At 61.7% G+C, this 20,871-nt stretch carries 17 protein-coding genes; 7 read left to right on the top strand and 10 right to left on the bottom strand.

Translation table 11 applies throughout. The features are described 5' to 3' along the window. Nucleotides 1-38: 38 nt before the first annotated feature. Nucleotides 39-455, top strand: a complete 417-nt coding sequence (locus J3361_RS05675) for a VOC family protein (protein ID WP_207963192.1) — start codon at nt 39-41, stop codon at nt 453-455. Nucleotides 456-863: 408 nt separating this feature from the next. Here J3361_RS05675 and J3361_RS05680 read toward each other — a convergent pair whose 3' ends face one another. Then, nucleotides 864-1,577, bottom strand: coding sequence for a FadR/GntR family transcriptional regulator (locus J3361_RS05680; protein ID WP_207963193.1), 714 nt, complete (start codon nt 1,575-1,577; stop codon nt 864-866). 97 nt (nt 1,578-1,674) lie between these two features. Between J3361_RS05680 and J3361_RS05685 the strand changes: the two genes are divergently transcribed. After that, on the top strand, nt 1,675-2,418 hold the full coding sequence (locus J3361_RS05685; RefSeq protein WP_060739125.1) for a FadR/GntR family transcriptional regulator: 744 nt from the start codon (nt 1,675-1,677) through the stop codon (nt 2,416-2,418). A 157-nt stretch (nt 2,419-2,575) separates the two neighbouring features. Here J3361_RS05685 and J3361_RS05690 read toward each other — a convergent pair whose 3' ends face one another. The 7 genes from J3361_RS05690 to J3361_RS05720 all read right to left on the bottom strand — a co-directional run bounded on the left by J3361_RS05690 (nt 2,576) and on the right by J3361_RS05720 (nt 9,892). Continuing rightward, entirely contained in the window at nt 2,576-3,298 is a 723-nt protein-coding gene (locus tag J3361_RS05690; protein ID WP_207963194.1) for an oligogalacturonate-specific porin KdgM family protein, read from the bottom strand. Nucleotides 3,299-3,435: 137 nt separating this feature from the next. Continuing rightward, on the bottom strand, nt 3,436-4,203 hold the full coding sequence (locus J3361_RS05695; RefSeq protein WP_207963195.1) for an ABC transporter ATP-binding protein: 768 nt from the start codon (nt 4,201-4,203) through the stop codon (nt 3,436-3,438). Nucleotides 4,204-4,213: 10 nt separating this feature from the next. After that, nucleotides 4,214-5,053 carry an ABC transporter ATP-binding protein gene (locus J3361_RS05700; RefSeq protein WP_207963196.1) on the bottom strand — a complete coding sequence of 280 codons (840 nt, stop codon included), beginning with the start codon at nt 5,051-5,053 and terminating at the stop codon, nt 4,214-4,216. A 10-nt stretch (nt 5,054-5,063) separates the two neighbouring features. Beyond that, nucleotides 5,064-5,972: an ABC transporter permease gene (locus J3361_RS05705; protein WP_207963197.1), complete on the bottom strand. Its 909-nt coding sequence runs from the start codon at nt 5,970-5,972 to the stop codon at nt 5,064-5,066. Further along, a complete protein-coding gene (locus tag J3361_RS05710; RefSeq protein ID WP_207963198.1) occupies nt 5,972-7,009 on the bottom strand; it encodes an ABC transporter permease in 1,038 nt (345 codons plus the stop codon). The genes J3361_RS05705 and J3361_RS05710 overlap by 1 nt, the downstream gene beginning before the upstream one ends. A 34-nt stretch (nt 7,010-7,043) precedes the next feature. After that, complete coding sequence (locus J3361_RS05715) at nt 7,044-8,666, bottom strand: ABC transporter substrate-binding protein (RefSeq protein WP_207963199.1); 1,623 nt, start codon at nt 8,664-8,666, stop codon at nt 7,044-7,046. Nucleotides 8,667-8,737: 71 nt separating this feature from the next. Continuing rightward, nucleotides 8,738-9,892: a mandelate racemase family protein gene (locus J3361_RS05720; protein ID WP_207963200.1), complete on the bottom strand. Its 1,155-nt coding sequence runs from the start codon at nt 9,890-9,892 to the stop codon at nt 8,738-8,740. 1,043 nt (nt 9,893-10,935) lie between these two features. Between J3361_RS05720 and dctP the strand changes: the two genes are divergently transcribed. The 5 genes from dctP (at nt 10,936) to J3361_RS05745 (ending at nt 17,123) form a co-directional block, all read left to right on the top strand. Further along, entirely contained in the window at nt 10,936-11,880 is a 945-nt protein-coding gene (gene dctP, locus J3361_RS05725) for a C4-dicarboxylate TRAP substrate-binding protein DctP (RefSeq protein WP_243458768.1), read from the top strand. Nucleotides 11,881-11,945: 65 nt separating this feature from the next. Continuing rightward, entirely contained in the window at nt 11,946-12,578 is a 633-nt protein-coding gene (locus tag J3361_RS05730; RefSeq protein ID WP_207963204.1) for a TRAP transporter small permease, read from the top strand. Next, nucleotides 12,575-13,858, top strand: coding sequence for a C4-dicarboxylate TRAP transporter large permease protein DctM (gene dctM, locus J3361_RS05735; protein WP_207963206.1), 1,284 nt, complete (start codon nt 12,575-12,577; stop codon nt 13,856-13,858). The genes J3361_RS05730 and dctM overlap by 4 nt, the downstream gene beginning before the upstream one ends. Before the next feature lie 104 nt (nt 13,859-13,962). Beyond that, on the top strand, nt 13,963-14,958 hold the full coding sequence (locus J3361_RS05740) for a TRAP transporter substrate-binding protein (RefSeq protein ID WP_207963207.1): 996 nt from the start codon (nt 13,963-13,965) through the stop codon (nt 14,956-14,958). 257 nt (nt 14,959-15,215) lie between these two features. Continuing rightward, nucleotides 15,216-17,123 carry an alkaline phosphatase D family protein gene (locus tag J3361_RS05745; RefSeq protein WP_207963208.1) on the top strand — a complete coding sequence of 636 codons (1,908 nt, stop codon included), beginning with the start codon at nt 15,216-15,218 and terminating at the stop codon, nt 17,121-17,123. 256 nt (nt 17,124-17,379) lie between these two features. Here the strand turns inward: J3361_RS05745 and J3361_RS05750 are convergent, their stop codons facing one another. Together J3361_RS05750 and J3361_RS05755 are read right to left on the bottom strand one after the other, a co-directional pair. Next, a complete protein-coding gene (locus tag J3361_RS05750; RefSeq protein WP_207963209.1) occupies nt 17,380-17,880 on the bottom strand; it encodes a methylated-DNA--[protein]-cysteine S-methyltransferase in 501 nt (166 codons plus the stop codon). Between the two features lie 184 nt (nt 17,881-18,064). Next, nucleotides 18,065-20,797, bottom strand: a complete 2,733-nt coding sequence (locus J3361_RS05755; protein ID WP_207963210.1) for a LuxR C-terminal-related transcriptional regulator — start codon at nt 20,795-20,797, stop codon at nt 18,065-18,067. Between the last annotated feature and the right edge of the window lie 74 nt (nt 20,798-20,871).

Consider the following 20,871-nt stretch of genomic DNA (forward strand, 5'->3'; position numbering starts at 1 on the left):
GTCACCCATAGCGTCCCCACTGAGCACATAAGGCCTGTATGAAGCACTTCACGATTCAACGTATCGACCACGTCGTCCTGCGCGTAGAAGACCTCGAGCGCAGCCTCGCTTTTTATACGTCGGTGCTCGGTTGCGAGCTCAAGAAGCGTCGGGACGATCTTGGCATGCTTCATCTGGGCACCGGTGTTTCGATGATTGATTTGGTGGCTGTCGACGGGCCTCTGGGTCGCCAGGGTGGGCCGGCGGCGGGTAAGCAGGGGCACAATGTCGATCACCTCTGCCTGCGTATCGAGCCGTTTGATGAACCGGCCCTCCTCGCTCATCTGGCCTCGGCCGGCCTGACCGTTGAGAAAGCGCAGATGCGTTATGGCGCGGAGGGCAAGGGTTGGTCGATCTACTGCTTTGATCCGGATGGCAACCAGATCGAGTTGAAGGGACCGGCGCTGGAGCCCTGAGCTTCAACTGGGCGCTGCGATCAAAAACTGTGGGAGTAAAGCTTGCTCGCGATGGCGGTCTGTCTGGGGCGGAGATGTTGGCTGTACCGCCGTTTTCGCGAGCAGGCTCGCTCCCACAGGGGATCTCTGGCGGACGCCGAATTTGTGAACAGCCGCAATCAAAAACTGTGGGAGCGAGCCTGCTCGCGATGGCGGTCTGTCTGGGGCGGAGATGTTGGCTGTACCGCCGTTTCGCGAGCAGGCTCGCTCCCACAGGGGATCTCTGGCGGACGCCGAATTTGTGAACAGCCGCAATCAAAAACTGTGGGAGCGAGCCTGCTCGCGATAGCGGTCTGTCTGGGGAGGTGATGTTGGATGTGCCGCCGTCATCGCGAGCAGGCTCGCTCCCACAGGGGGTTGTGGTGGGGGTTATTGCGTCGTCAATTCCACCGCACCCCGAACCCGCTGCAGCATATTGATCAGATGCAAGCGCATCGACGCCCGTGCGGCTTCCCCGTCATGCCGCGCCAGCGCCGCGTAGATCTGCTCCCGCTCACGCACCACCAGTGCCCGATTTTCACCGGTCACCGCCGGTCCGGCCTGTTGCACGACGGCGATCAGCGCATTGCCCACATGGGCCATGGCGTCGATGAAAAAGCTGTTGCCGGTGCACTGGGCGATTTGCCGGTGAAATTCGAAATCGAGCCGGGCGCTTTCGTCATCCGTTGGGTCAACCGCATTCGATGCGTCGAGCACTTCGCGCATCGCCTGCAACTGCTCTGGCGTGGCGCGTTGGGCGGCGATGCCGGCGGCTTCCACTTCCAGGCTCAGGCGCAATTCGATGACCGCCAGCGCATCGTAGGCGCCGCCCTTGACGTGTTTGTTGCCCTGGAAATCACCGGGGCGGGCGGTGTCCACCACGAAGGTGCCGATACCGTGACGGGTTTCCACCAAGCCTTCAGCCTGGAGTCGCGACATGGCTTCGCGGACGACTGTCCGACTGACGCCGCGTTCCTTGATGATCACTTGTTCGGTGGGTAACTTGCTGCCTGCGGGCAACTCGCCGGCCAGTATCTGCTGCGTCAGGTCGACCACCAGTTGCTGGGTCATGCTCAGGCGTCGATCGGGTGTGACACGGTCCATTGCACCTTTCCATTAAAGCCAGACGATCGCGGCATTATAGCCGCGACCTTGCGCTAAAACTCACTATAATGCCCGCTGATCACACTAGAGCACGCCGATGACGGATCAAGCGTTATCTCCATTGAACAAGCCACGCCGCCTCGCCGAAACCCTGGTCGACCGCTTTGCCCAGCGCATGCGCGACGGCACTCTCAAGTGCGGCGAAAAGCTCCCCACCGAAGTGCATATCATGGAGGCCGAAGGCGTCAGTCGTTCGGTGGTGCGTGAGGCACTGTCGCGGTTGCAGGCGGCGGGGCTGGTAGAAACGCGCCATGGCGTTGGCACTTTTGTCCTCGACATGCCGGCACCGGAGGGCTTCACCTTGGGGCCGGCGACGATTGCGACGTTGTCGGATGTGCTCAACCTGTTGGAGTTTCGCCTGAGCCTGGAAGTCCAGGCCGCGGGCATGGCGGCCCAACGCGCAACCCCCGAAGCCTTGGCGGAACTGGCCCAAGCGCTGGAGGCGTTGCTGCAAGGGCCGGAAAAGTCCGGCACCACCATCAATGCCGATTTCCAGTTCCATCTGAAAATCGCCAAGGCCGCCGGCAATTACTATCTGATCGACATCATGAAGCACCTGGGCACGAAGCTGATCCCACGTACGCGCATGAACTCCGCCTATTCCGGGCAAAGTGACCGCAGTGCTTATCTTCAGGGGATCAATGCCGAACACCAGCAGATCTTCGACGCCATCGCCAGCGGCAATGTCGACGCGGCGCGGGCGGCCATGTACCTGCACCTAAGCAACAGCCGCATGCGCTTGTGCGAAACCCAGCAGCGCCAGGCCTTTTACAACGAATAAGCGTCCATAGGCCCTGTGGCGAGGGAGCTTGCTCCCGCTTGGGCGCGAAGCGCCCACAAAGAAGGACTGCTGCGCAGCCCAGCGGGAGCAAGCTCCCTCGCCACAGGTTCATCTATTCCTTGAATCAGCAGTGCTGTCTGTAGGCCCGCTCCACAACTCAGAAAAAATTGTATTTAACACCGACCCGCAGCCGTAATTGGCGATCACTGTCGACCGAGTTGACTTTAATATCACCGACTTCAAAGAACGGCGCCCAGCGTTTATCCCACTGGTATTTGACCACCGCATTTTGTTCATAGTCGTCGGTACCGCCGTTATAGCGAATGTAGTCGGCATCGAAGTAAGTCAATTGATATTCATAGGCCCACGGTCCTTGAGGACCATAGTTGATATAAACATCGTAACGGTTGACCTTCTGATCGTCCTGCCCATTATCCGGTACGTCACGGTCGATCTGGTCGCGGTCAAGCTTGGCTGAGTCAAAACGGTAGCGACCGGCGATGCTCAGTTCCTTGGTGATCTTGTAACCCAGGCGCAGGCCCATTTTGTAGGTGGTGGACTCCTCATCGCTGTCCAGGGCCAGCGAAGGCGTCAGCGTCCAGCGGTCATTGATCTTGTGCTGGTAGTTGACGGTGAATTCATGACCACTGCCGACGGTATTGTCGAAGGCGACGTCTTGCCGGTCACCGGCGGTCTTGTATTTGAGTTCACCTTCCAGCCCCACGCCGTTGTCCAGCCGAATACCAAACTTGGCACGGTCGGCGTGCATGCGGGTTTTTTCCGCATATTGATGGCGTACGTTGATATAACCGGTATCGGCCTGGGCAACAACCGATGTGAACAACGATGCGACAGAAAGTACTACGAGTGTCTTTTTCATAGTTTTTATTCTTGTTGATTGAATAGTAAGTTGGGGTAAACGCCAAATCACAGGCGAGCGCGTGCGCGGCATTGATACCTGGGGCTCAACGTCTTTTACGGGTTAAAACAAGTACAACTCATGAGTTAAAACAAAACTCAGACAGCGATAGGTACTCGCTGTATGTCCCGACTGGCCTGCACCAGCAAACGGGTGTACGCATGGGCAGCGCCATCGCTCGCCAGCAGATGACTGTCGAGCGTCTCCACCACCCGGCCCTGCTGCATCACCGCCAGCCGATCACACAGATGCGCCACCACCGCCAAGTCGTGGGTGACCATCAGGTAGGTCAATCCTTCCTGGCAACGCAAGTCGGCCAGCAGGTTGAGGATCTCCGCCTGCACCGAGACGTCCAGCGCTGAGGTCGGCTCGTCCAGCAACAGCACCCGGGGACGCAGGATCAGCGCCCGGGCAATCGCCACCCGTTGGCGCTGGCCACCGGACAACTGATGCGGATAACGGAAACGGAAGCTGTCGTTCAAGCCGACCTTGCGCAAGATCTCGCTGACCTTCTGGGTACGCCCGTCGATGCCATGGATACGCAGCGGTTCCTGCAACGCGGCATCGATGGTGTAGCGCGGATGCAACGAGGCATACGGGTCCTGGAACACCATCTGCACGGTGCGGTAGTGGTTCAGCGGCAGCTTGCGCGTCACCGCCTGACCCGCGACTTGCAGCCGTCCCGTCCAGTGCTGGTACTGCCCGGCCAGGCAGCGCAGCACGGTGGTCTTGCCCGAACCGGACTCCCCCACCAGGCCGAATGCCTCGCCTTCGGCCACGCTCAAATCGACGTCGTGCAATACCGCGTTCAGTGCCGCGCCGGTGCCAAAACTGAGGTTCAGGCCGGCGATTTCAATCATGCTCATGACAGGCTCCTCAAGCATTCAACCAGTGGGGGTCGCGCTGCAGCACCGGCAGCGTGGCGCGCCGATGGTCCAGGCTCGGCAGTGCGGCCAGCAGGCCTTGGGTGTAGGGATGGGTGGCGCGGTCCAGGTCGGCGGCGGCAATCGACTCGACCACGCGCCCGGCGTACATCACCAGCACGCGGTCACAGAAATGCCGCACCAGGTTCAGGTCGTGGCTGATGAAAATCAGCCCCAGGTCACGCTCGCTGACTAACTCCTCCAGCACGTTGAGCACTTGTCGGCGCACCGACACATCCAGCGCCGACGTGGGTTCGTCGGCGATGATTACCTGGGGATCGGTGATCACCATCATGGCGATCATGATCCGCTGGCCCATGCCGCCCGAAACCTCATGGGGGTACAGGTCATAGACCCGCCGGGGATCGCGAATGTGCACCTTGGCGAGCATGTCCAGCGCCCGCTCGCGGGCTTCGCGATGGGGCACCTTGTGATGGGCCAGGTACGCCTCGGCGATTTGCTCGCCGACCCGCACCACCGGGTTCAGCGAGTATTTGGGGTCTTGCATGATCATCGACATGCGTGCGCCGCGAATCGCCTGGATCTGCTTTTCGCTGGCGGCCAACAGGTCGACATCGGCGAAACGCAAGGTCTTGGCGGTGACCCGCGCCGTCGGCGGATGCAGGCGTAAAAGGCTGCGGCCAACGGTGGATTTTCCCGAACCGGACTCGCCGACAATGGCGAGTTTTTCCCGTCCCAGGTTGAACGACACATCACGCACCGCCAAGGAGGTTTTGCCGGCGTTGCGAAACTCAACGCACAAATCCTGTACCGCAAGTTTTATCTCAGTCATGGGCTGTTCCTCAGGATTGGCTGCGGGGGTCGAGGACGTCGCGCAAGCCGTCGCCCAACAGGTTGAAGGCCAGGCTGACCAGCATGATCGCCGCACCGGGTGCTGCCACCAGCCACCAGCTTTCGAGCATGTAGCGGCGCCCGGTGGAGATCATCGCGCCCCACTCCGGCAACGGTGCCTGGGCGCCGAGGCCGAGAAAGCCCAGGGCGGCGGCGGTGAGGATGATGCTCGCCATGTTCATGGTCAGGCGGATGATCACCGACGACAGGCACATCGGGATGATGTGGCGCAGGATGATCCGGGTGCTCGACGCGCCCTGGAGCTGCACCGCGACGACGAAGTCGGCGTTGCGCAGCGGCAGGGTTTCGGCGCGGGCGAGCCGGGCAATCGGCGGCCAGGCCGTGAGTGCGATGGCAATCACCGCATGCTCCAGGCCCGGGCCGAGGGCCGCGATGAAAGCCAGCGCCAGGACCAGGCTGGGGAACGAGATGAAGATGTCGGTGATGCGCATGAACAGGCTGTCGACCCAACCGCCGAAGTAACCGGAAACCGTGCCGACCAACAGGCCGATGGGGCCGACGATCACCGTCACCAGCAAGACGATGTACAGGGTGATGCGCGAGCCATACACCAACCGCGCGAACACATCGCGACCGTATTCGTCAGTGCCGAACCAGTGCGCGCTGCTGGGTGCCTGCAAGGCGCCGGCGAGGTTCTGCAACAGCGGGTCGTGGCCGGCGATCCACGGCGCGAAGACCGCGACCAGCATCAGGGTCGCGACGACGATCAGGCCGGCGAAGGTCATCGGGTTGCGCAGCAAAAACCGCAACAGGCGCAAGGTGCTGGCGACCATCGCCGCCGTGCTGGAAGCCGGCAACGTGGCGCTGCCAGGGACGCTGGAAGCAAGGGGCAGGTTCATTAGCGAGTCCTCGGGTCGAAGATCTTGTACAGCGCATCGCTGATCAGGTTCAGCGTCACGAATATGAGGCCGATCAACAGCACGCAGGCCATCACCGCGTTCATGTCGCCGAGCAACAAACTGCTCGTCAGGTACTGGCCGAAACCGGGCCAGGCGAACACGGTTTCGATCAGCACCGCGCCTTCCAACAGGCCGCCATAGGCCAGGGCGACGATGGTCAACAGCTGCACGCGGATGTTGCCGAAGGCATGGCCCCAGACGATGCGGCGCTGGGACAAGCCCTTGACCCGAGCAGTGATGATGTACTCCTGGGACAGTTGCTCGAGCATGAAGCTGCGGGTCATGCGGCTGATGTAGGCGACCGAGTTGAAGCTGAGGATCACCGCCGGCAACAGGATGTGCCGCAGCGCACTGCGAAAGGCTTCCCACTCGCCGGACCAGGCGGTGTCGATCAGCAACAGCCCGGTGTGTTTCGGAATCAACCCGTCATAGGCCAGGCCGATGCGCCCGACGCCGCCGGCCCAACCCAGCCAGGCATAGAACACCAGGAAGGCCATCATGCCGATCCAGAAAATCGGCGTGGAGTAACCGAACAGGGTGATCAGCCGCGCGACATGGTCACCGGCACGGCCCTGATGGGTCGCCGCGTAGACGCCCAGCGGCAGGCCCGCCAGCACACCGAACAGGATGGCGAGCGTGGCCAGTTCCAACGTAGCCGGGAAGACCCGGCCGATGTCAGTGATGACCGGGTTGCCGGTCAGCAAGGCCATGCCGAAGTCACCGTGCAGCAGGTCGCCGAGGTAGATCGCGAACTGGGTCCACAACGGCTTGTCCAGGCCCAGTTCCTTGTACACCTGGGCGTAGGCCGAGGCGTCGGCGTCCGGGCCGACGATGGCCAGCACCGGGTCCAGCGGCATCACCCGCCCAATAAAGAAAGTCAGCAGCAGCAACCCCAGCAGCGTCACCGCCACCGAGCCGCCGCGCCGGGTCGCCGAAGCGGCCCGGGTGGTCCAGATTGAAAAGGATGCAGTCGACATGTTCATTCCTGCCTTGGCCCTGTGGCCGTCGATTTCAGCGCTGCTTGTAGACGTCGCGAAGACGCGTGGTCGCGGCGGTGTGGCCGATGTAGTTGCGCACATCCGCGTGGATCACCACCTCGTCCACCATCTGCGAGACCGGCATGATCGCCCCGGCCTGTTGGTCGTAGAGGGTCTGGATCTGTGCATAGATTTCCCGCTGGCGCTCGGGGTCACGCTCGCGCTCGGCTTGCTCGATCAGTTGATTGAGCTGCGGGTCGAAGAACGAGGTGCGCCAGCCCTGGAAGTTGCTCAGCTTGGCTTCGGTGCGGTTGTCCGGGTTGTACACCAGGGCCCGCAGGCTCGAATGCGGATGCCGCTCCGCCCCGCCGCCGCCACGACCGACGAGGATGTCGAACTGACGGTCGCGCATCGCCCCATAGATCTGGTTGCCGGTGCCGGTGATGATCGTCGCCTGGATCCCCGCCTGGGCCAGCGTCGCTTGCAGGCTGGTGGCGATGTTGATGAATGGCGGATCGGTCAGTGAACGAATCGTCACCTTGAAGCCTTCGGCATGCCCGGCCGCCGCCAGCAGGCGCTTGGCCTCGGCCACGTCCAGGCGATAACCCGGGTCGTCGAGGCGAGCCGGCAGTCCCAACTGCAAGGGCCGTTGGTTGATCACGCCGTAGTGCGGCATGACCACGTCGTTGATGCCTTGGTAGTCGATCAGCAGGCGGACGGCCTGGCGCACGCGGATGTCCTGGAACAGCGGTTGCTGCATGCTCATCGCCACGTAGTACAGCGTGCCGCGGGCGATGCTCTGGATGCGCACTTCGTCGACCTTGCCCAAGGCCTTGATGTCAGTGGCCGCCATGCCGCGGGCGACGTCCAGGTCACCGCGCTCGACCATCAGGCGCAGGGCCTGGGACTCGGTCATGTTGCGCATGATCACCCGGCGCAACTTCGGCGCGCCGCGCCAATAGTCGTCATTGCGGCTCATCAGGATCACATCGTTGGCCCGCCAGATGTCGAGCTTGAACGCGCCGGACCCAGCCGTGTGCGTCGCCAGCCACGCCGCGCCTTGGTCGTCGCCGACCTGATGCTGCAAAGCGATGCTGCGATCGATGATGAAGGCGCTGGGTGAGGTCGCGAGGGTGTTGAGCACCAGCATCGGGTCGGTGACCCGTGGCAACTCCATCACAAAGGTGTGCGGCCCTTCGGCGCGCATCAGTTTGACCACGTTGTCGGCGGTGAAACCGTAGGCCTTCCAAGTGGAGGCCAGGGCGCGGTTGAGGGTGACGACGCGCTGCAACGACCAGGCGACGTCTTGGGCGGTCAGGGGCGCACCCGAGTGAAACCGAACGTCGTCGCGCAATTGGAAGGTCAGGCGCGTGCGGTCGGGGCTGATGTCCCAGGTTTTCGCCAGGGCTGGAATCAGCGTGTCCGGCTGCGCCGCGTCCTGCTCCAGAAGCATGTCATAGACGTTGGCGTTGACCTCCGCGACCTCCAGGCCCGTCGCCGCGGCAGGGTCCAGGGACAACAGGTTGATCATGCTCATGCCCACCACCAATTGGTCGGGGGGCGTTTCGCCTTGGGCCAGGCTGACGGGCACCTGCACTGCGCACAGGGCCACGGTGACACACAGCAGCCTGGTCAGGCGCTTGGGCCAGAGATTCATGGTTCAGTCCTTTCTTATATTTATAAAGACTTGTCGCCCGGACCGTCATCGGCCTCAGGCGTGGAACAGGCTCAATGTCGGGACAGGGTGTTGGCCTCGATATACGCGAAGTTGATGTCCTCGCCCAAGCCCGGCCGGTCGGATAGATGCACAAAACCGTCGGCGTCCATGGGGTCGACGATGCTGTTGAGATGCGCCGGGACCTCCTCATAGTCAAGGAACGGGTGCAGCAGGCCGCGTTCGTACCAGCGGCAATTACTGATCGCCCCGACCACCGCCAGGTTCGCCGCGCCATTGCCATGGACCTCGCAATCCATGCCGAACGACTCGGCCAGGTGCGCCACCTTCAGGCACGGCCCGATACCGCCGACCCCGGCCACGCCGGCGCGCAGGATGTCACAGGACTTCTGGGTCACCCAACTGGCGCGGCTGTGGAACTTGCCGGCGATGCTCTCCGGGCCCAGCACCGGGATGTCCAGGTTGGCCGCCAGCCAGGCATAGGACTCCGCCGAGTCTTCCATCATGGGTTCTTCGAACCAGGCGAAATTCAGCTTCTGCAGTGCCTTGCCGATGGTCAAGGCGTCCATGCGGCTGTACCAGTGGTAACCGTCGAGCATCAGCGCGATGTTCGGGCCTACTGCCTCACGCACGGCGGCGCAGGCCTGGATGTCCATTTGCGGATTCGGCGCGAAGGAGATCGGTGGCATCCAGGTGTGCAACTTGATGGCCTTGTAGCCGCGCTGGACCAACTTCTCGGCGAACTGGCCGTACTCGTCCGGCGTCGACAAACCACCTGGCAAGTCATCGCCGCACATCGTCGAACCGTACGCCGGGACCTTGTCGCGATAACCGCCAATCAGTTTATGCACCGGCAACTTGAGCTTGCGCCCGGCCAGGTCCCACAACGCTTGTTCCACCAGCGCCAGCGCCCGGTCGGTGAACTGCCCGGCACTGCCCCGCTGCCAGTGCGCCAGGTCTTGCCAGATGCTTTCACGGTCCATCGGATCGCGGCCGATCAGCACTTTGCGCACGAAGGATTCGATGATGTGCGGACGAATCAACTCAGGCGGGCCAAAGGCATAACCCTCGGAGCCATCGTCGCAGCCGATTCGCAGCAAGGCCATCTTGATCATGACCTCATCGCCCGGATGGGCGTGACCGGCGCTGTCCTGGGCACGGCGCGAAGGTGTGGAGAAGACTTCGACGTGAACGCCTGTGATTCGCATAGAGGGAGCACCCTGTTGTTATTGTTTATTTGTATGTCGTCATACAACGTGTCGGATTATTCTGATGTTTCGCGTGAGCTGTCAACCCACAGAATCAATAAAAATAGGGTGATCAGAGGAATGACTAGCGAAAGGAGGTTATTTTTCTTGAGCGCCATCTAAAATGTCGTCATACCACGAGACGAAAAAGATACGACTCGCCGCAGGCAGGCCACGATGGCAGGAGGATAAAAACTGTGGGAGCGGGCTTGCTCGCGAAGGCGGTCTGTCTGAGACAGTGATGTTGGATAGGCCGCCGCTATCGCGAGCAGGCTCGCTCCCACAGGGTGGGCGGTGGTGGGCGCAGAATCCATGAACACCCGGGATCAAAAACTGTGGGAGCGAGCCTGCTCGCGATGGCGATCTGTCTGAGTCGGTGATGTTGGCCGTGCCGACGTCTTCGCGAGCAGGCTCGCTCCCACAGGGTGGTCGGTGGTGGTCGCTGAATTCGTGAACACCTGGGAGCAAAACTGTGGGAGCGGGCTTGCTCGCGAAGGCGGTCCGTCTGAGTCGGTGATGTTGGATCGGCCGCCGCATTCGCGAGCAAGCCCGCTCCCACAGGGTGGTCGGTGGTGGTCGCAGAGAGAACTTGCTCCGGACGTTCCAGGCCGAATGCTCTCCTGAACACATAGCCTGGCAGCCCCCCTTGCCCCATGGATGCATTGAGCACTGGCGCCAGGTTGAAAGCCAGTAGCCATCACCGCTCCTTTATGGTTTCCTGCCCCAGGCACGGTTATTGACTGAAACCAGTCGAAATGACCCGCTTTTTGATGTTTCAGCCCGACGCGAGGAAGGCTCTAGCGCAACCTGTCGAGACGTATATCCGAATGACGGTTTTTCCCATTAACCGCCCCCGACACGTTGTTTTCTGCCTAGACTCATCATTGTTCCGCCGTGCGCTGTGTTTTGAATGAGCCCGCACGAAAATACTAAAAACAAGAGGAAAGCCCGTAATGTTCAAACCTATCTGGAAAGCGCTCGCTTGCACGTTGGCCCTGAGTGCGATGAGCACGGCCATGGCGGCAGATCCGGTGGTGATCAAGTTCTCCCATGTGGTCGCCGAACAAACACCAAAAGGCCAAGGCGCACTGCTGTTCAAGAAGTTGGTGGAAGAACGGCTGCCAGGCAAAGTGAAGGTCGAGGTCTACCCCAACTCTTCACTGTTCGGCGACGGCAAGGAAATGGAGGCCTTGCTGTTGGGTGACGTGCAGATGATTGCGCCGTCGCTGGCCAAGTTCGAGCAGTACACCAAGACGGTGCAGCTGTTCGACTTGCCGTTTCTGTTCGATGACATTTCCGCCGTGGACCGCTTCCAGTTGAGCCCTGAAGGCCAGAAGCTGCTCAAATCCATGGAAAGCAAGAACATTACCGGCCTGGCCTATTGGCACAACGGCATGAAGCAGTTGTCGGCAAACAAACCGTTGCGTGAACCCAAGGACGCCCGTGGCTTGAAGTTCCGCGTACAGGCATCGGCCGTGCTGGAAGAGCAATTCAAGGCAGTGAACGCCAACCCGCGCAAGATGAGTTTCGCCGAGGTGTACCAAGGCTTGCAGACCGGTGTGGTCAACGGTGCGGAAAACCCGTACTCGAACATCTACAGCCAGAAAATGCATGAAGTGCAAAAGTACATCACCGAGTCCAACCACGGTTTGCTCGACTACATGCTGATCACCAACACCAAGTTCTGGACCGGCCTGCCGCCGGATATCCGCACGGAACTGGACAAGATCCTGGTAGAAGTCACCGCCCACGTGAACAAAGAGGCGGCGCAACTGAACGAGCACGACAAACAACGCATCCTCGACGCCAAGACCACTGAGATCATCACCCTGACGCCAGAAGAACGCGGCGAATGGCGCGACAAAATGAAACCGGTGTGGAAGAAGTTCGAAGGCGATATCGGCGCTGACCTGATCAAAGCCGCCGAAGCCTCCAACAAAGCCCAGTGATTGGTTGGCCGGTACCGCCGCCCTGGCGGTGCCGGTCTGTCGCCCCCCCACAGGAGATGTCATCCATGAACGCCCTTCGGCGCACCTGGGAACACTTCGAGGAAGGTTTCATTGCTTTCCTTCTGGCCGCCATGACGCTCGTCACGTTCGTCTACGTGGTCCTCAACAACCTTTATTCAGTTTTCTACAGCCTCGGCGACCACTGGCCTGCCGCCAGCGAACCGATGTTCGCCATCGGCGACAACATCATGGGCATGGCCCAGGCGATGACCTGGAGCACATCGTTGACCAAGGCGCTGTTTGGCTGGCTGATTTTCTTCGGTCTTTCGTATGGCGTGCGCACCGCCGGGCACATCGGCGTCGATGCGCTGGTGAAGCTGGCGAGCAAGCCGGTGCAGCGCTTCATTGGCGTCATCGCCTGCCTGTGCTGCCTCGCCTACGCCGGCCTGCTGGCGGTGGCGAGTTACGAATGGATCAACACCTTGATGATTGCCGAGATCGGTGCCGAAGACCTTGGCCATTTCGGCATCATGCAATGGCATATCGGGTTGATCGTGCCGGTGGGGTTCGCGCTGGTGTTCATTCGTTTCACGGAAATTCTCGTGCGCATCCTGATGAACCGCCAGACCGGCCTGGGCCTGGCCGATGAAGCGGCCGAAGCCATCAAATTGACCGAACACGAGGAAGACAAGCCATGACCATTGCCTTCCTGTTCATCGCACTGTTCGTGCTGATGTTTATCGGCGTGCCCATTGCCATTTCGTTGGGGCTGGCGGGGTCGCTGACCATCATTTTCTTCAGCCCCGACTCGGTCCGTTCCCTGGCGATCAAGCTGTTCGAAACGTCCGAGCACTACACGTTGCTGGCGATTCCCTTCTTCCTGCTGGCCGGTGCGTTCATGACCACCGGTGGTGTGGCGCGACGGTTGATCGACTTTGCCAACGCCTGCGTCGGGCATATCCGCGGGGGCCTGGCGATTGCGGCGGTGCTGGCTTGCATGTTGTTTGCGGCGTTGTCGGGCTCCAGCCCTGCAACGGTGGCAGCGGTGGGCTCCATTGCCATTGCCGGGATGGTGCGCTCGGGTTATCCACAGGCGTTTGGCGCCGGCATCGTGTGTAATGCCGGGACCCTGGGCATCCTGATTCCGCCGTCGATCGTGATGGTGGTGTATGCCGCGGCGACTGAAACCTCGGTGGGCAAGTTGTTCATGGCCGGTGTGATTCCCGGCTTGCTGCTGGGTTTTTCCCTGATGGTGGCGATCTACATTGTCGCCGTGAAGAAAAACCTGCCAGCCCTGCCCCGCGCCACGTTCCGCGAATGGTTGAGCACCGCGCGCAAGGCGATCTGGGGCCTGTTGCTGATGGTCATCATCCTCGGCGGAATTTACTCCGGGATGTTCACCCCCACCGAAGCGGCGGCAGTGGCCGCGGTGTATTCGGCGTTCATCGCGTTGTTCGTCTACAAGGACCTCACGTTCCGCGAAACGCCCAAGGTGCTGCTGGAGTCGGCCAAGCTGAGCATCATGCTGATGTTCATCATTGCTAACGCCATGCTCTTCGCCCACGTGTTGACCACCGAACAATTGCCGCAGCAAATCACCGCCTGGGTGATCGAGGCCGGGCTGACGCCAGTGACCTTCCTGTTGGTGGTGAACATCGTGCTGCTGATTGCCGGCGCGTTCATGGAGCCTTCGGCGATCATCCTGATCCTGGCGCCGATCCTGTTCCCCATCGCCATGAAGCTGGGCATCGACCCGATTCACCTGGGCATCATCATGGTGGTGAACCTGGAGATCGGCCTGATCACGCCGCCGGTGGGGCTGAACCTGTTCGTCACCTCGGCGGTGACCGGCATGTCCCTGCCTGCCACGATCCGTGCGGCGATGCCGTGGTTGATGATCCTGCTGGCGTTCCTGGTGCTGATTACCTATGTGCCATGGATTTCGCTGGCGCTGCCGAATTGGTTGGGGATGAGTTAAATCCGGCAAACACTCTGTGGCGGGCAAAGGATGATTTGCCTTGCCATGGAGGTATCGGGCCGATCTGTCGGCCCTTTGCCTCCAGACAAAAAAGGACCTCTTGAATGCTCAAACTTCTATGGAAAGCCCTCGCCTGCGCCCTGGCCTTCGGCGCGTGGGGAACGGTCATGGCGACCGAGCCGATCGTCATCAAGTTCTCCCACGTAGTAGGCGAACAAACGCCCAAGGGCCAGGGTGCGTTGATGTTCAAGAAGCTGGCGGAGGAGCGATTGCCGGGCAAGGTGAAGGTCGAGGTGTACCCCAACTCCACGCTGTACGGCGATGACAAGGAGATGGAAGCCTTGCTCCTGGGGGAAGTGCAGATCATTGCGCGGTCGCTGGCCAAGTTTGATCAATACACGCGGACCGTGCAGTTGTTCGACTTGCCGTTTCTATTCGATGACATCGCCGCCGTGGACCGTTTCCAGCAGAGCCCCGAGGGCCAGAAGCTACTCAAGTCCATGGAAAGCAAGAACGTCACCGGCCTGGCCTATTGGCACAACGGCATGAAGCAGTTGTCCGCCAACAGGCCCCTGCGCACGCCCGAGGACGCCAGTGGCCTGACGTTCCGCATACAGACCTCTGCAGTGCTGGAGGAACAGTTCAAGGCGGTGGGCGCCAAAGCGAAACAGATGATTTTCTCGGTGGTGTACCAGGGGCTGCGCACCGGCTTGGTCCACGGCTCGGAAAACACCTACTCGAACTTCTACAACCAGAAGCTCAATGAGGTGCAGAAATACGTCACCGAGTCCAACCACGGCATACTCGACTACATGTTGATCACCACATCGGACTTCTGGAACGGCCTGCCGCCGGATATCCGCAGCGAACTGGAGAAAATCGTCGTCGAATCCACGGCCTATGCCAACCAGGAAGCGGAGCGATTCAACCAGCAGGACAAGCAGCATGTGCTGGACGCCAAGACCACCGAGATCATTACCCTCACGCCAGAGGAGCGCAGCGCCTGGCGCGACAAGATGAAACCGGTGTGGGCGAAGTTTGAAAAAGACATCGGGGCGGATTTAATCAAGGCGGCGCAGGCTTCCAACGTCGCGCAGTAATTGCATGAAGGGCCGGGAACGCTCACGGCTCAACACTCTCTGTGGCGAGGGAGCTTGCTCCCGCTGGGCTGCGCAGCAGCCCCCAATGTTTGCCTGACACACCGAGGTGTCAGGTTTTGGGGGGGCTTCGCATCCCAGCGGGAGCAAGCTCCCTCGCCACAAGAGCGCAATTCCCCGCTTCAACCCAACCCTCCCCAGTTGCAAAGCACATTGCGCTATGATCCCCGCCTCTTCCTGAATAGAGGTTTTTTTCGCTAATGCTGTCGTCCACCCCAGACATCACCTCTACCCTCCCACCCGTCCTGGTCGGCCCGCTGTTAAGGCGGCTGGAACCTGCGCGCCTGGTGATGTGGCTGGTGGGCACACGAGCGCTAGCGTTAACCCTGCGCATTGACGGGGTCGGCGACCTGGCGCTGGATGCGTCGCGCTGCACCGTGGTGCCGGTGGGGCAACACGCTTTTGTGCACCTGATCGACGTGACGCTCGACACGCCCCTGCCCCAGGACGTGGCGATTGACTACGACCTGCTGGTAGAGGGCGCGCCCATCGCCGAATGGGCGCCGCACCTGTTGTATGACGGGGCACAGTGCCCGAATTTCATGTTGCATTCGCGCATCGAGCAATTGGTCCACGGTTCCTGCCGCAAACCCCACTATCCGGCCAACGACGGCCTGCTCTGTGTCGACCGATTGCTGGCGCAAGACCCGGCGCAACGCCCGGCGCTGTTGATGATGAGCGGCGACCAGGTCTATGCCGACGACGTCGCCGGCCCCATGCTGCGGGCGATTCATGCACTGATCGAGCGCTTGGGGCTGTTCGAGGAACGCCTGGACGGCGCCGTGGTGGAAGACAGCGCCAAGCTCTACCAACACCCGGCCAGTTATTACCATCGCGCCGATTTGCTACCGGCGTTGGAAAGCAACGAAACCCTGCGCGAGCGCTTTTTCGGTGGGGCGCGCAAGCCGATCTTCACCAGCAGCAGCGCCGATAATCACTTGGTGACCTTCGCCGAGGTCATGGCGATGTACCTGCTGGTATGGTCGCCGGAGCCCTGGACGCTGATCGCTGTGCAGCCGCCCGAACTCACCGTCGAACGGCGTCAGCGCTACGACCTGGAACAGCAACGCATCGATGCGTTCAAGACCGGGCTGGACGGCGTGGCGCGGGTGTTTGCGCACTTGTCGTGCCTGATGATTTTCGACGACCACGACATTACCGATGACTGGAACCTGTCCGCGCAGTGGGAAGAAACGGCCTACGGCCATCCGTTCTCCAAGCGCATCATCGGCAACGCCTTGATCGCCTACATGCTTTGCCAGGGCTGGGGCAACAACCCGGATGCCTTTGCTGATGTGCTCCCGCAAACCCTGGCATTGAGCGACACCGCCCGGGACCGTTACCTCGACAGCGCGCCCCAGGACCAACTGATCGACACCCTGCTGGGTTTTCAACGCTGGCATTACGTGCTGCCAAGCACCCCGGCCCTGGTGGTGCTCGACACCCGCACCCGCCGCTGGCGCAGCGAAAACAACCTCAAGCAGCCTTCCGGCCTGCTGGATTGGGAAGCCCTGAGCGAGTTGCAACAGGATCTGCTGGATCACCCCTCGGCGATCATCGTCTCACCGGCGCCGATCTTCGGCGTGAAGCTGATCGAGACCGTGCAGCGGGTGTTCAGTTGGTGCGGTTATCCGTTGTTGGTGGATGCGGAAAACTGGATGGCCCATCGCGGCGCGGCCCAGGTGATCCTGAATATTTTCCGACACTCGCGTACCCCCGGAAATTACGTGGTGCTGTCAGGGGACGTGCATTATTCCTTCGTCTACGAGGTGCTGATCCCACACCGCAAGGGTGGCCCGCGCATTTGGCAGATCACCAGCAGTGGCATCAAGAATGAATTCCCACCGGTGTTGCTGGAATGGTTCGACCGCCTTAACCGTTGGCTCTACTCGCCGCGCTCGCCCCTGAACTGGTTCACCAAGCGCCGCAGCATGCGCATCGTCCCCCACACCCCGGAACACGCCGAAGCCGGCGAACGGTTGTGGAACAGCGCCGGGATTGGCCAGGTGTTCTTCAACGAGCAGGGTCAGCCCGCGCAGATCTTCCAGCACAACGCCAACGGCCTGCCGCCGACGCGTATGTGCCCTCCCAAATCACCCTCCGCCTGAAAACAGTGTGGGAGCGGGCTTGCTCGCGAAGGCGGTGGGTCAGGCAACCCATTTGGCAACTGATGCACCGCTTTCGCGAGCAAGCCCGCTCCCACAGGGGATTGGGGATGGATGCACAATTTAAGTCATATCAAAACAACTGTGGGAGCGAGCCTGCTCGCGATGACGGTGGCACATCCAGCACCTAGGCAAGCTGACAATCCGCTATCGCGAGCAGGCTCGCTCCCACAGGGATTTGGTTTAGCCATGCTGATGGTCAGAACGCCAATTGCAGGCTCTGCTGGCCTTCGAGGCTGAGCAGGAACTGTTTGGCTGCCAGGCCGCCAGCGAAGCCGGTGAGGCTACCGGAGCTGCCGATGACGCGGTGGCACGGGGCGATGATCGAGATGGGGTTGCGGCCATTGGCGGCGCCGACCGCCCGGACCGCGGTGGGTTGGCCGATCTGGAAGGCGATGTCGCGGTAGCTGCGGGTTTCTCCGAAGGGGATGGTCAACAGGGCCTGCCAGACCCGGACCTGGAAGTCAGTGCCGGCAAAGTCCAGCTCCAGCTCGAAACGGCGGCGTTGACCAGCGAAGTATTCCAGCAGTTGACGTTCGGTTTCCTTGAGGACCGGATGCCGGGTATCCTCTTCCAAAGGCCCCAGGCGCACCCGATTGAGCCGCTCGTTTTCCCACAGGATGGCCGCCAGCCTTGTCTCCCGGGCGACGAGGATCAGTTGGCCAACGGGGGATGGGATGGTTTTGTAGAGGGGCAACATCGAGGGATTCCTTTACTGGCTCAGACAGCTTTTTTGTGGCGAGGGGATTTATCCCCGCTGGGGTGCGAAGCGCCCCTGAAACCTGACACTAAGGTGTGTCAGGCTGATTATTGGGGGCTGCTGCGCAGCCCAGCGGGGATAAATCCCCTCGCCACAAAAGCTCCTAGACACAAGTGAACGCCGCTCAACCCAACAATCCCAACGCCTTCGCCCGCGCCACCGCTTGGGTGCGGCGCTCGACGCCGAGTTTGCTGTTGATGTGGCTGGCGTGGGTCTTGACGGTGTGCAGGGAGATAAACAATTGCTCGCTGATCTCCTGATTCGAACAGCCTTGGGCAATCAACTGCAACACCGCCCGTTCGCGACTGCTCAGGGTTTCGACAGGTGCCGCAGGGTCGACCGGCTGGACCACCGAGGGCAGGCGTTCGAGCAGATGTTCGCGCAAGGTGCTGGGCGGCGCGTTCAGCAGTTGCTCGCGCAGCCATTCACCGTGCTTGCCCAGCAACCACTCGAACGGCTGCAGCACCCCACCGCTGGCGGCTTCGAAAGCCTGGGCCAAGGTGCGGCGGGCTTCGGGTTCGCGGCCGACGCTCAACAGCAAGGCGACTTTCTGGTTGAGCGCCATCACGCTGAGCATCTGCCGGCCGGTTTGCTGGCCGTGTTCCAACAAGGCATTGAGCCGGCCTTCCGCGAGCATCGGTTGACCCCGGATGGACTCCAACACAGCCTGTTGCAGTTCGACATGCAGCGGCAGTTGCGGGTGGAATTCCGGTGGCGCAGCGGCCCGCTCACCCGTGTAGGTCTGCCCCAGGCGGGCCAGCCAGGCTTCGGCCAGGTCGGTACGGCCCTGGGCCAGCCAGAGTTCGCATTTGACCAGGGTAATCATCGCCAGGTAGTAGATCGGCGGAACATCCCAGATGTGCATCAGGCGCTCGGCTTCAGCCAGTTCGGCAAAAGCCCGGGCGAACTCGCCGCTGTAGCCTTCGATGCGCGCGACCACGCAATGACCGATCAGCACGCTGATGTCGCGGCAGGCCCGGGCTTCGGTGAGGCCCGCCTGCAACCGCGCCAGGCCGGCCTGGGGCTGCATGCGCAAGGTCAGCAGGAAACCTTCGTACATGATCAGTCGCGCCCGCACCGCATAAAGCCGCTGGGGCGACAACTTGTGCAAACGTTGCAGACCCTGGTGCACTTCATCCAGTGCCCGGAGGATCTCTCCCCGCGCCTGCAGGACCCGGGCGCGATCGTAATGGGCCAGGGCCTCGAACAATGGATTGCCGACCCGCTGCGCCAGCTCCAGGGAATCGCGGTTCAGGTTACGCGCGCGCCACAGGTCGCCGTCGGCAATGGCCAGGTTCGACAACGTGGACAGGCACATCAGCCGTTGGCCGTAGCGTTTTTGCGGCAGGCTCTCCAGGGCTTCGCTGCAATAACGCACGGTGGCCTCGCGGTCGCCGCGACCACGGGCGACGATGCCGCTCAGGGCCAGCCACTGGGCGAGCATGGATTTTTGCGCGGTCGCCGAGGGGGCCGGCAGGAAACGACTCAAGTGCGCGGCCAGCTCTTCGGCGGCATCCAGCTGGCAGGCCAACCCAAGCGCCCAACTGTAGAGCACGATCAGCCGCGGCGTGCTGATGAGCAGGCTGTCGGGCAGGTCCATTTTCCAGCGCAGCAACATGCCGACGTTCTGCTCGGCCAGCAGTTGTTCCTCCGAGAGGTTCTGCACCAGGTTCGCCGCCACGTCCAAGTGCCCGGCCCGCAGCGCCTGTTCCACGGCTTCGTCGATCAGGCCCTGGGCGTTGAACCAGCGACAGGCCCGCAGATGCAGGGTCGCAGCCGGGACCATGGCCGGCGCGCTGGGACGACTGCGCAGCAGATCGGAAAACAGATGGTGGTAACGGTACCAATGGCCGTGCTCGTCCAAAGGCACCAGGAACACCTGGTGGGACGCCAGGTAACGCAGGATCTCGGCGCTGTCATGGGCTTCGCGCACGGCGTCGCACAGCGCGCTGCAAAAGCGTTCCTGAGGAGCCGTGTCATAGAGGAACGCCTGCACCTCGGCGGGCAGGCAGTCGATGACTTCTTCGAGCAGGTAATCGCGAATCAGCCCTTCGCCGCCGTTCAAGGCCTGGGGCAACAGGCCTTCGGTGCCGGCTTCGGAAGCGGCCAGCAACCAGAACCGCAGCCCGGCCACCCAACCTTCGCTGCGCTGGATGAGGTTTTCCAGCGCCTCGCCGCGCAGCGAGCTGCTGTGATGCTGGAGCAGCGTCAAGGCTTCGTCATGGGTCAGCCGCAGGTCTTGTTCATTGAGTTCGAGCAATTGCCGCGACAGGCGCAGGCGCGCCAGGTGCCAGTCCGGACGCTGGCGGCTGGTGACGAGGACCAGCAGACCGTCGGGCAGGTGATTGAGGAAAAACTGCAGGCAGCGATCCAGCACCGGGCTTTGGGCCAGGTGGTAATCGTCCAGGACCAGCAACAAGGGATTGCGCGGCGACAAGTGGGTGGACAGTTCGTCCAGCAAGCCATCGAGCCATTCTTCGAAGGCAAAGGGTTGGTGCCGCTGGCGCATCTTCAACAGCCCCAGTGCGCGCCTGCCCAGTTGCGGGAAAAAGGCCTGGAGCCCTTCGAGCAAGCGTTCCAGGAAACGCCCGGGATCGTTGTCCCGGGCGCTGAGCCCCAGCCAGAGGCTTTGCCAATGGGCCGGCAGGCTCTGGCAGAACTCCACCGCCAAGGAGCTTTTACCGAACCCCGCCGGCGCACTGACCAACAACAACCGGCCCCCGAGCCCAGCGGCCAAACGCTCGCACAACCGCGGCCGCACGACATGGCCGTCGGGCAAGGGCGGGCGGTAGAAACGCCCGTCCTGTACCGCGATGGCTGCGCGGGCAGAATCCGGAAGTGAAGACAAATCAGTCATGGCCGGCTCTTGTTGGAATGCGGGTGGCGGCGTTGCAGATGTCCGCAGACTAGCGGTAAACGAGGAGGTATTGA

Origin of the sequence: Pseudomonas sp. OA65 (genome assembly GCF_017498305.1) — a bacterium.
Taxonomy (GTDB): domain Bacteria; phylum Pseudomonadota; class Gammaproteobacteria; order Pseudomonadales; family Pseudomonadaceae; genus Aquipseudomonas; species Aquipseudomonas zanjanensis.

Coding starts and splice junctions, on each gene's coding strand:
- J3361_RS05675 (WP_207963192.1), top strand. CDS start 39: ATGAAGCACTTCACGATTCAACGTATCGACCACGTCGTCCTGCGCGTA.
- J3361_RS05680 (WP_207963193.1), bottom strand. CDS start 1,577: ATGGACCGTGTCACACCCGATCGACGCCTGAGCATGACCCAGCAACTG.
- J3361_RS05685 (WP_060739125.1), top strand. CDS start 1,675: ATGACGGATCAAGCGTTATCTCCATTGAACAAGCCACGCCGCCTCGCC.
- J3361_RS05690 (WP_207963194.1), bottom strand. CDS start 3,298: ATGAAAAAGACACTCGTAGTACTTTCTGTCGCATCGTTGTTCACATCG.
- J3361_RS05695 (WP_207963195.1), bottom strand. CDS start 4,203: ATGAGCATGATTGAAATCGCCGGCCTGAACCTCAGTTTTGGCACCGGC.
- J3361_RS05700 (WP_207963196.1), bottom strand. CDS start 5,053: ATGACTGAGATAAAACTTGCGGTACAGGATTTGTGCGTTGAGTTTCGC.
- J3361_RS05705 (WP_207963197.1), bottom strand. CDS start 5,972: ATGAACCTGCCCCTTGCTTCCAGCGTCCCTGGCAGCGCCACGTTGCCG.
- J3361_RS05710 (WP_207963198.1), bottom strand. CDS start 7,009: ATGTCGACTGCATCCTTTTCAATCTGGACCACCCGGGCCGCTTCGGCG.
- J3361_RS05715 (WP_207963199.1), bottom strand. CDS start 8,666: ATGAATCTCTGGCCCAAGCGCCTGACCAGGCTGCTGTGTGTCACCGTG.
- J3361_RS05720 (WP_207963200.1), bottom strand. CDS start 9,892: ATGCGAATCACAGGCGTTCACGTCGAAGTCTTCTCCACACCTTCGCGC.
- dctP (WP_243458768.1), top strand. CDS start 10,936: ATGAGCACGGCCATGGCGGCAGATCCGGTGGTGATCAAGTTCTCCCAT.
- J3361_RS05730 (WP_207963204.1), top strand. CDS start 11,946: ATGAACGCCCTTCGGCGCACCTGGGAACACTTCGAGGAAGGTTTCATT.
- dctM (WP_207963206.1), top strand. CDS start 12,575: ATGACCATTGCCTTCCTGTTCATCGCACTGTTCGTGCTGATGTTTATC.
- J3361_RS05740 (WP_207963207.1), top strand. CDS start 13,963: ATGCTCAAACTTCTATGGAAAGCCCTCGCCTGCGCCCTGGCCTTCGGC.
- J3361_RS05745 (WP_207963208.1), top strand. CDS start 15,216: ATGCTGTCGTCCACCCCAGACATCACCTCTACCCTCCCACCCGTCCTG.
- J3361_RS05750 (WP_207963209.1), bottom strand. CDS start 17,880: ATGTTGCCCCTCTACAAAACCATCCCATCCCCCGTTGGCCAACTGATC.
- J3361_RS05755 (WP_207963210.1), bottom strand. CDS start 20,797: ATGACTGATTTGTCTTCACTTCCGGATTCTGCCCGCGCAGCCATCGCG.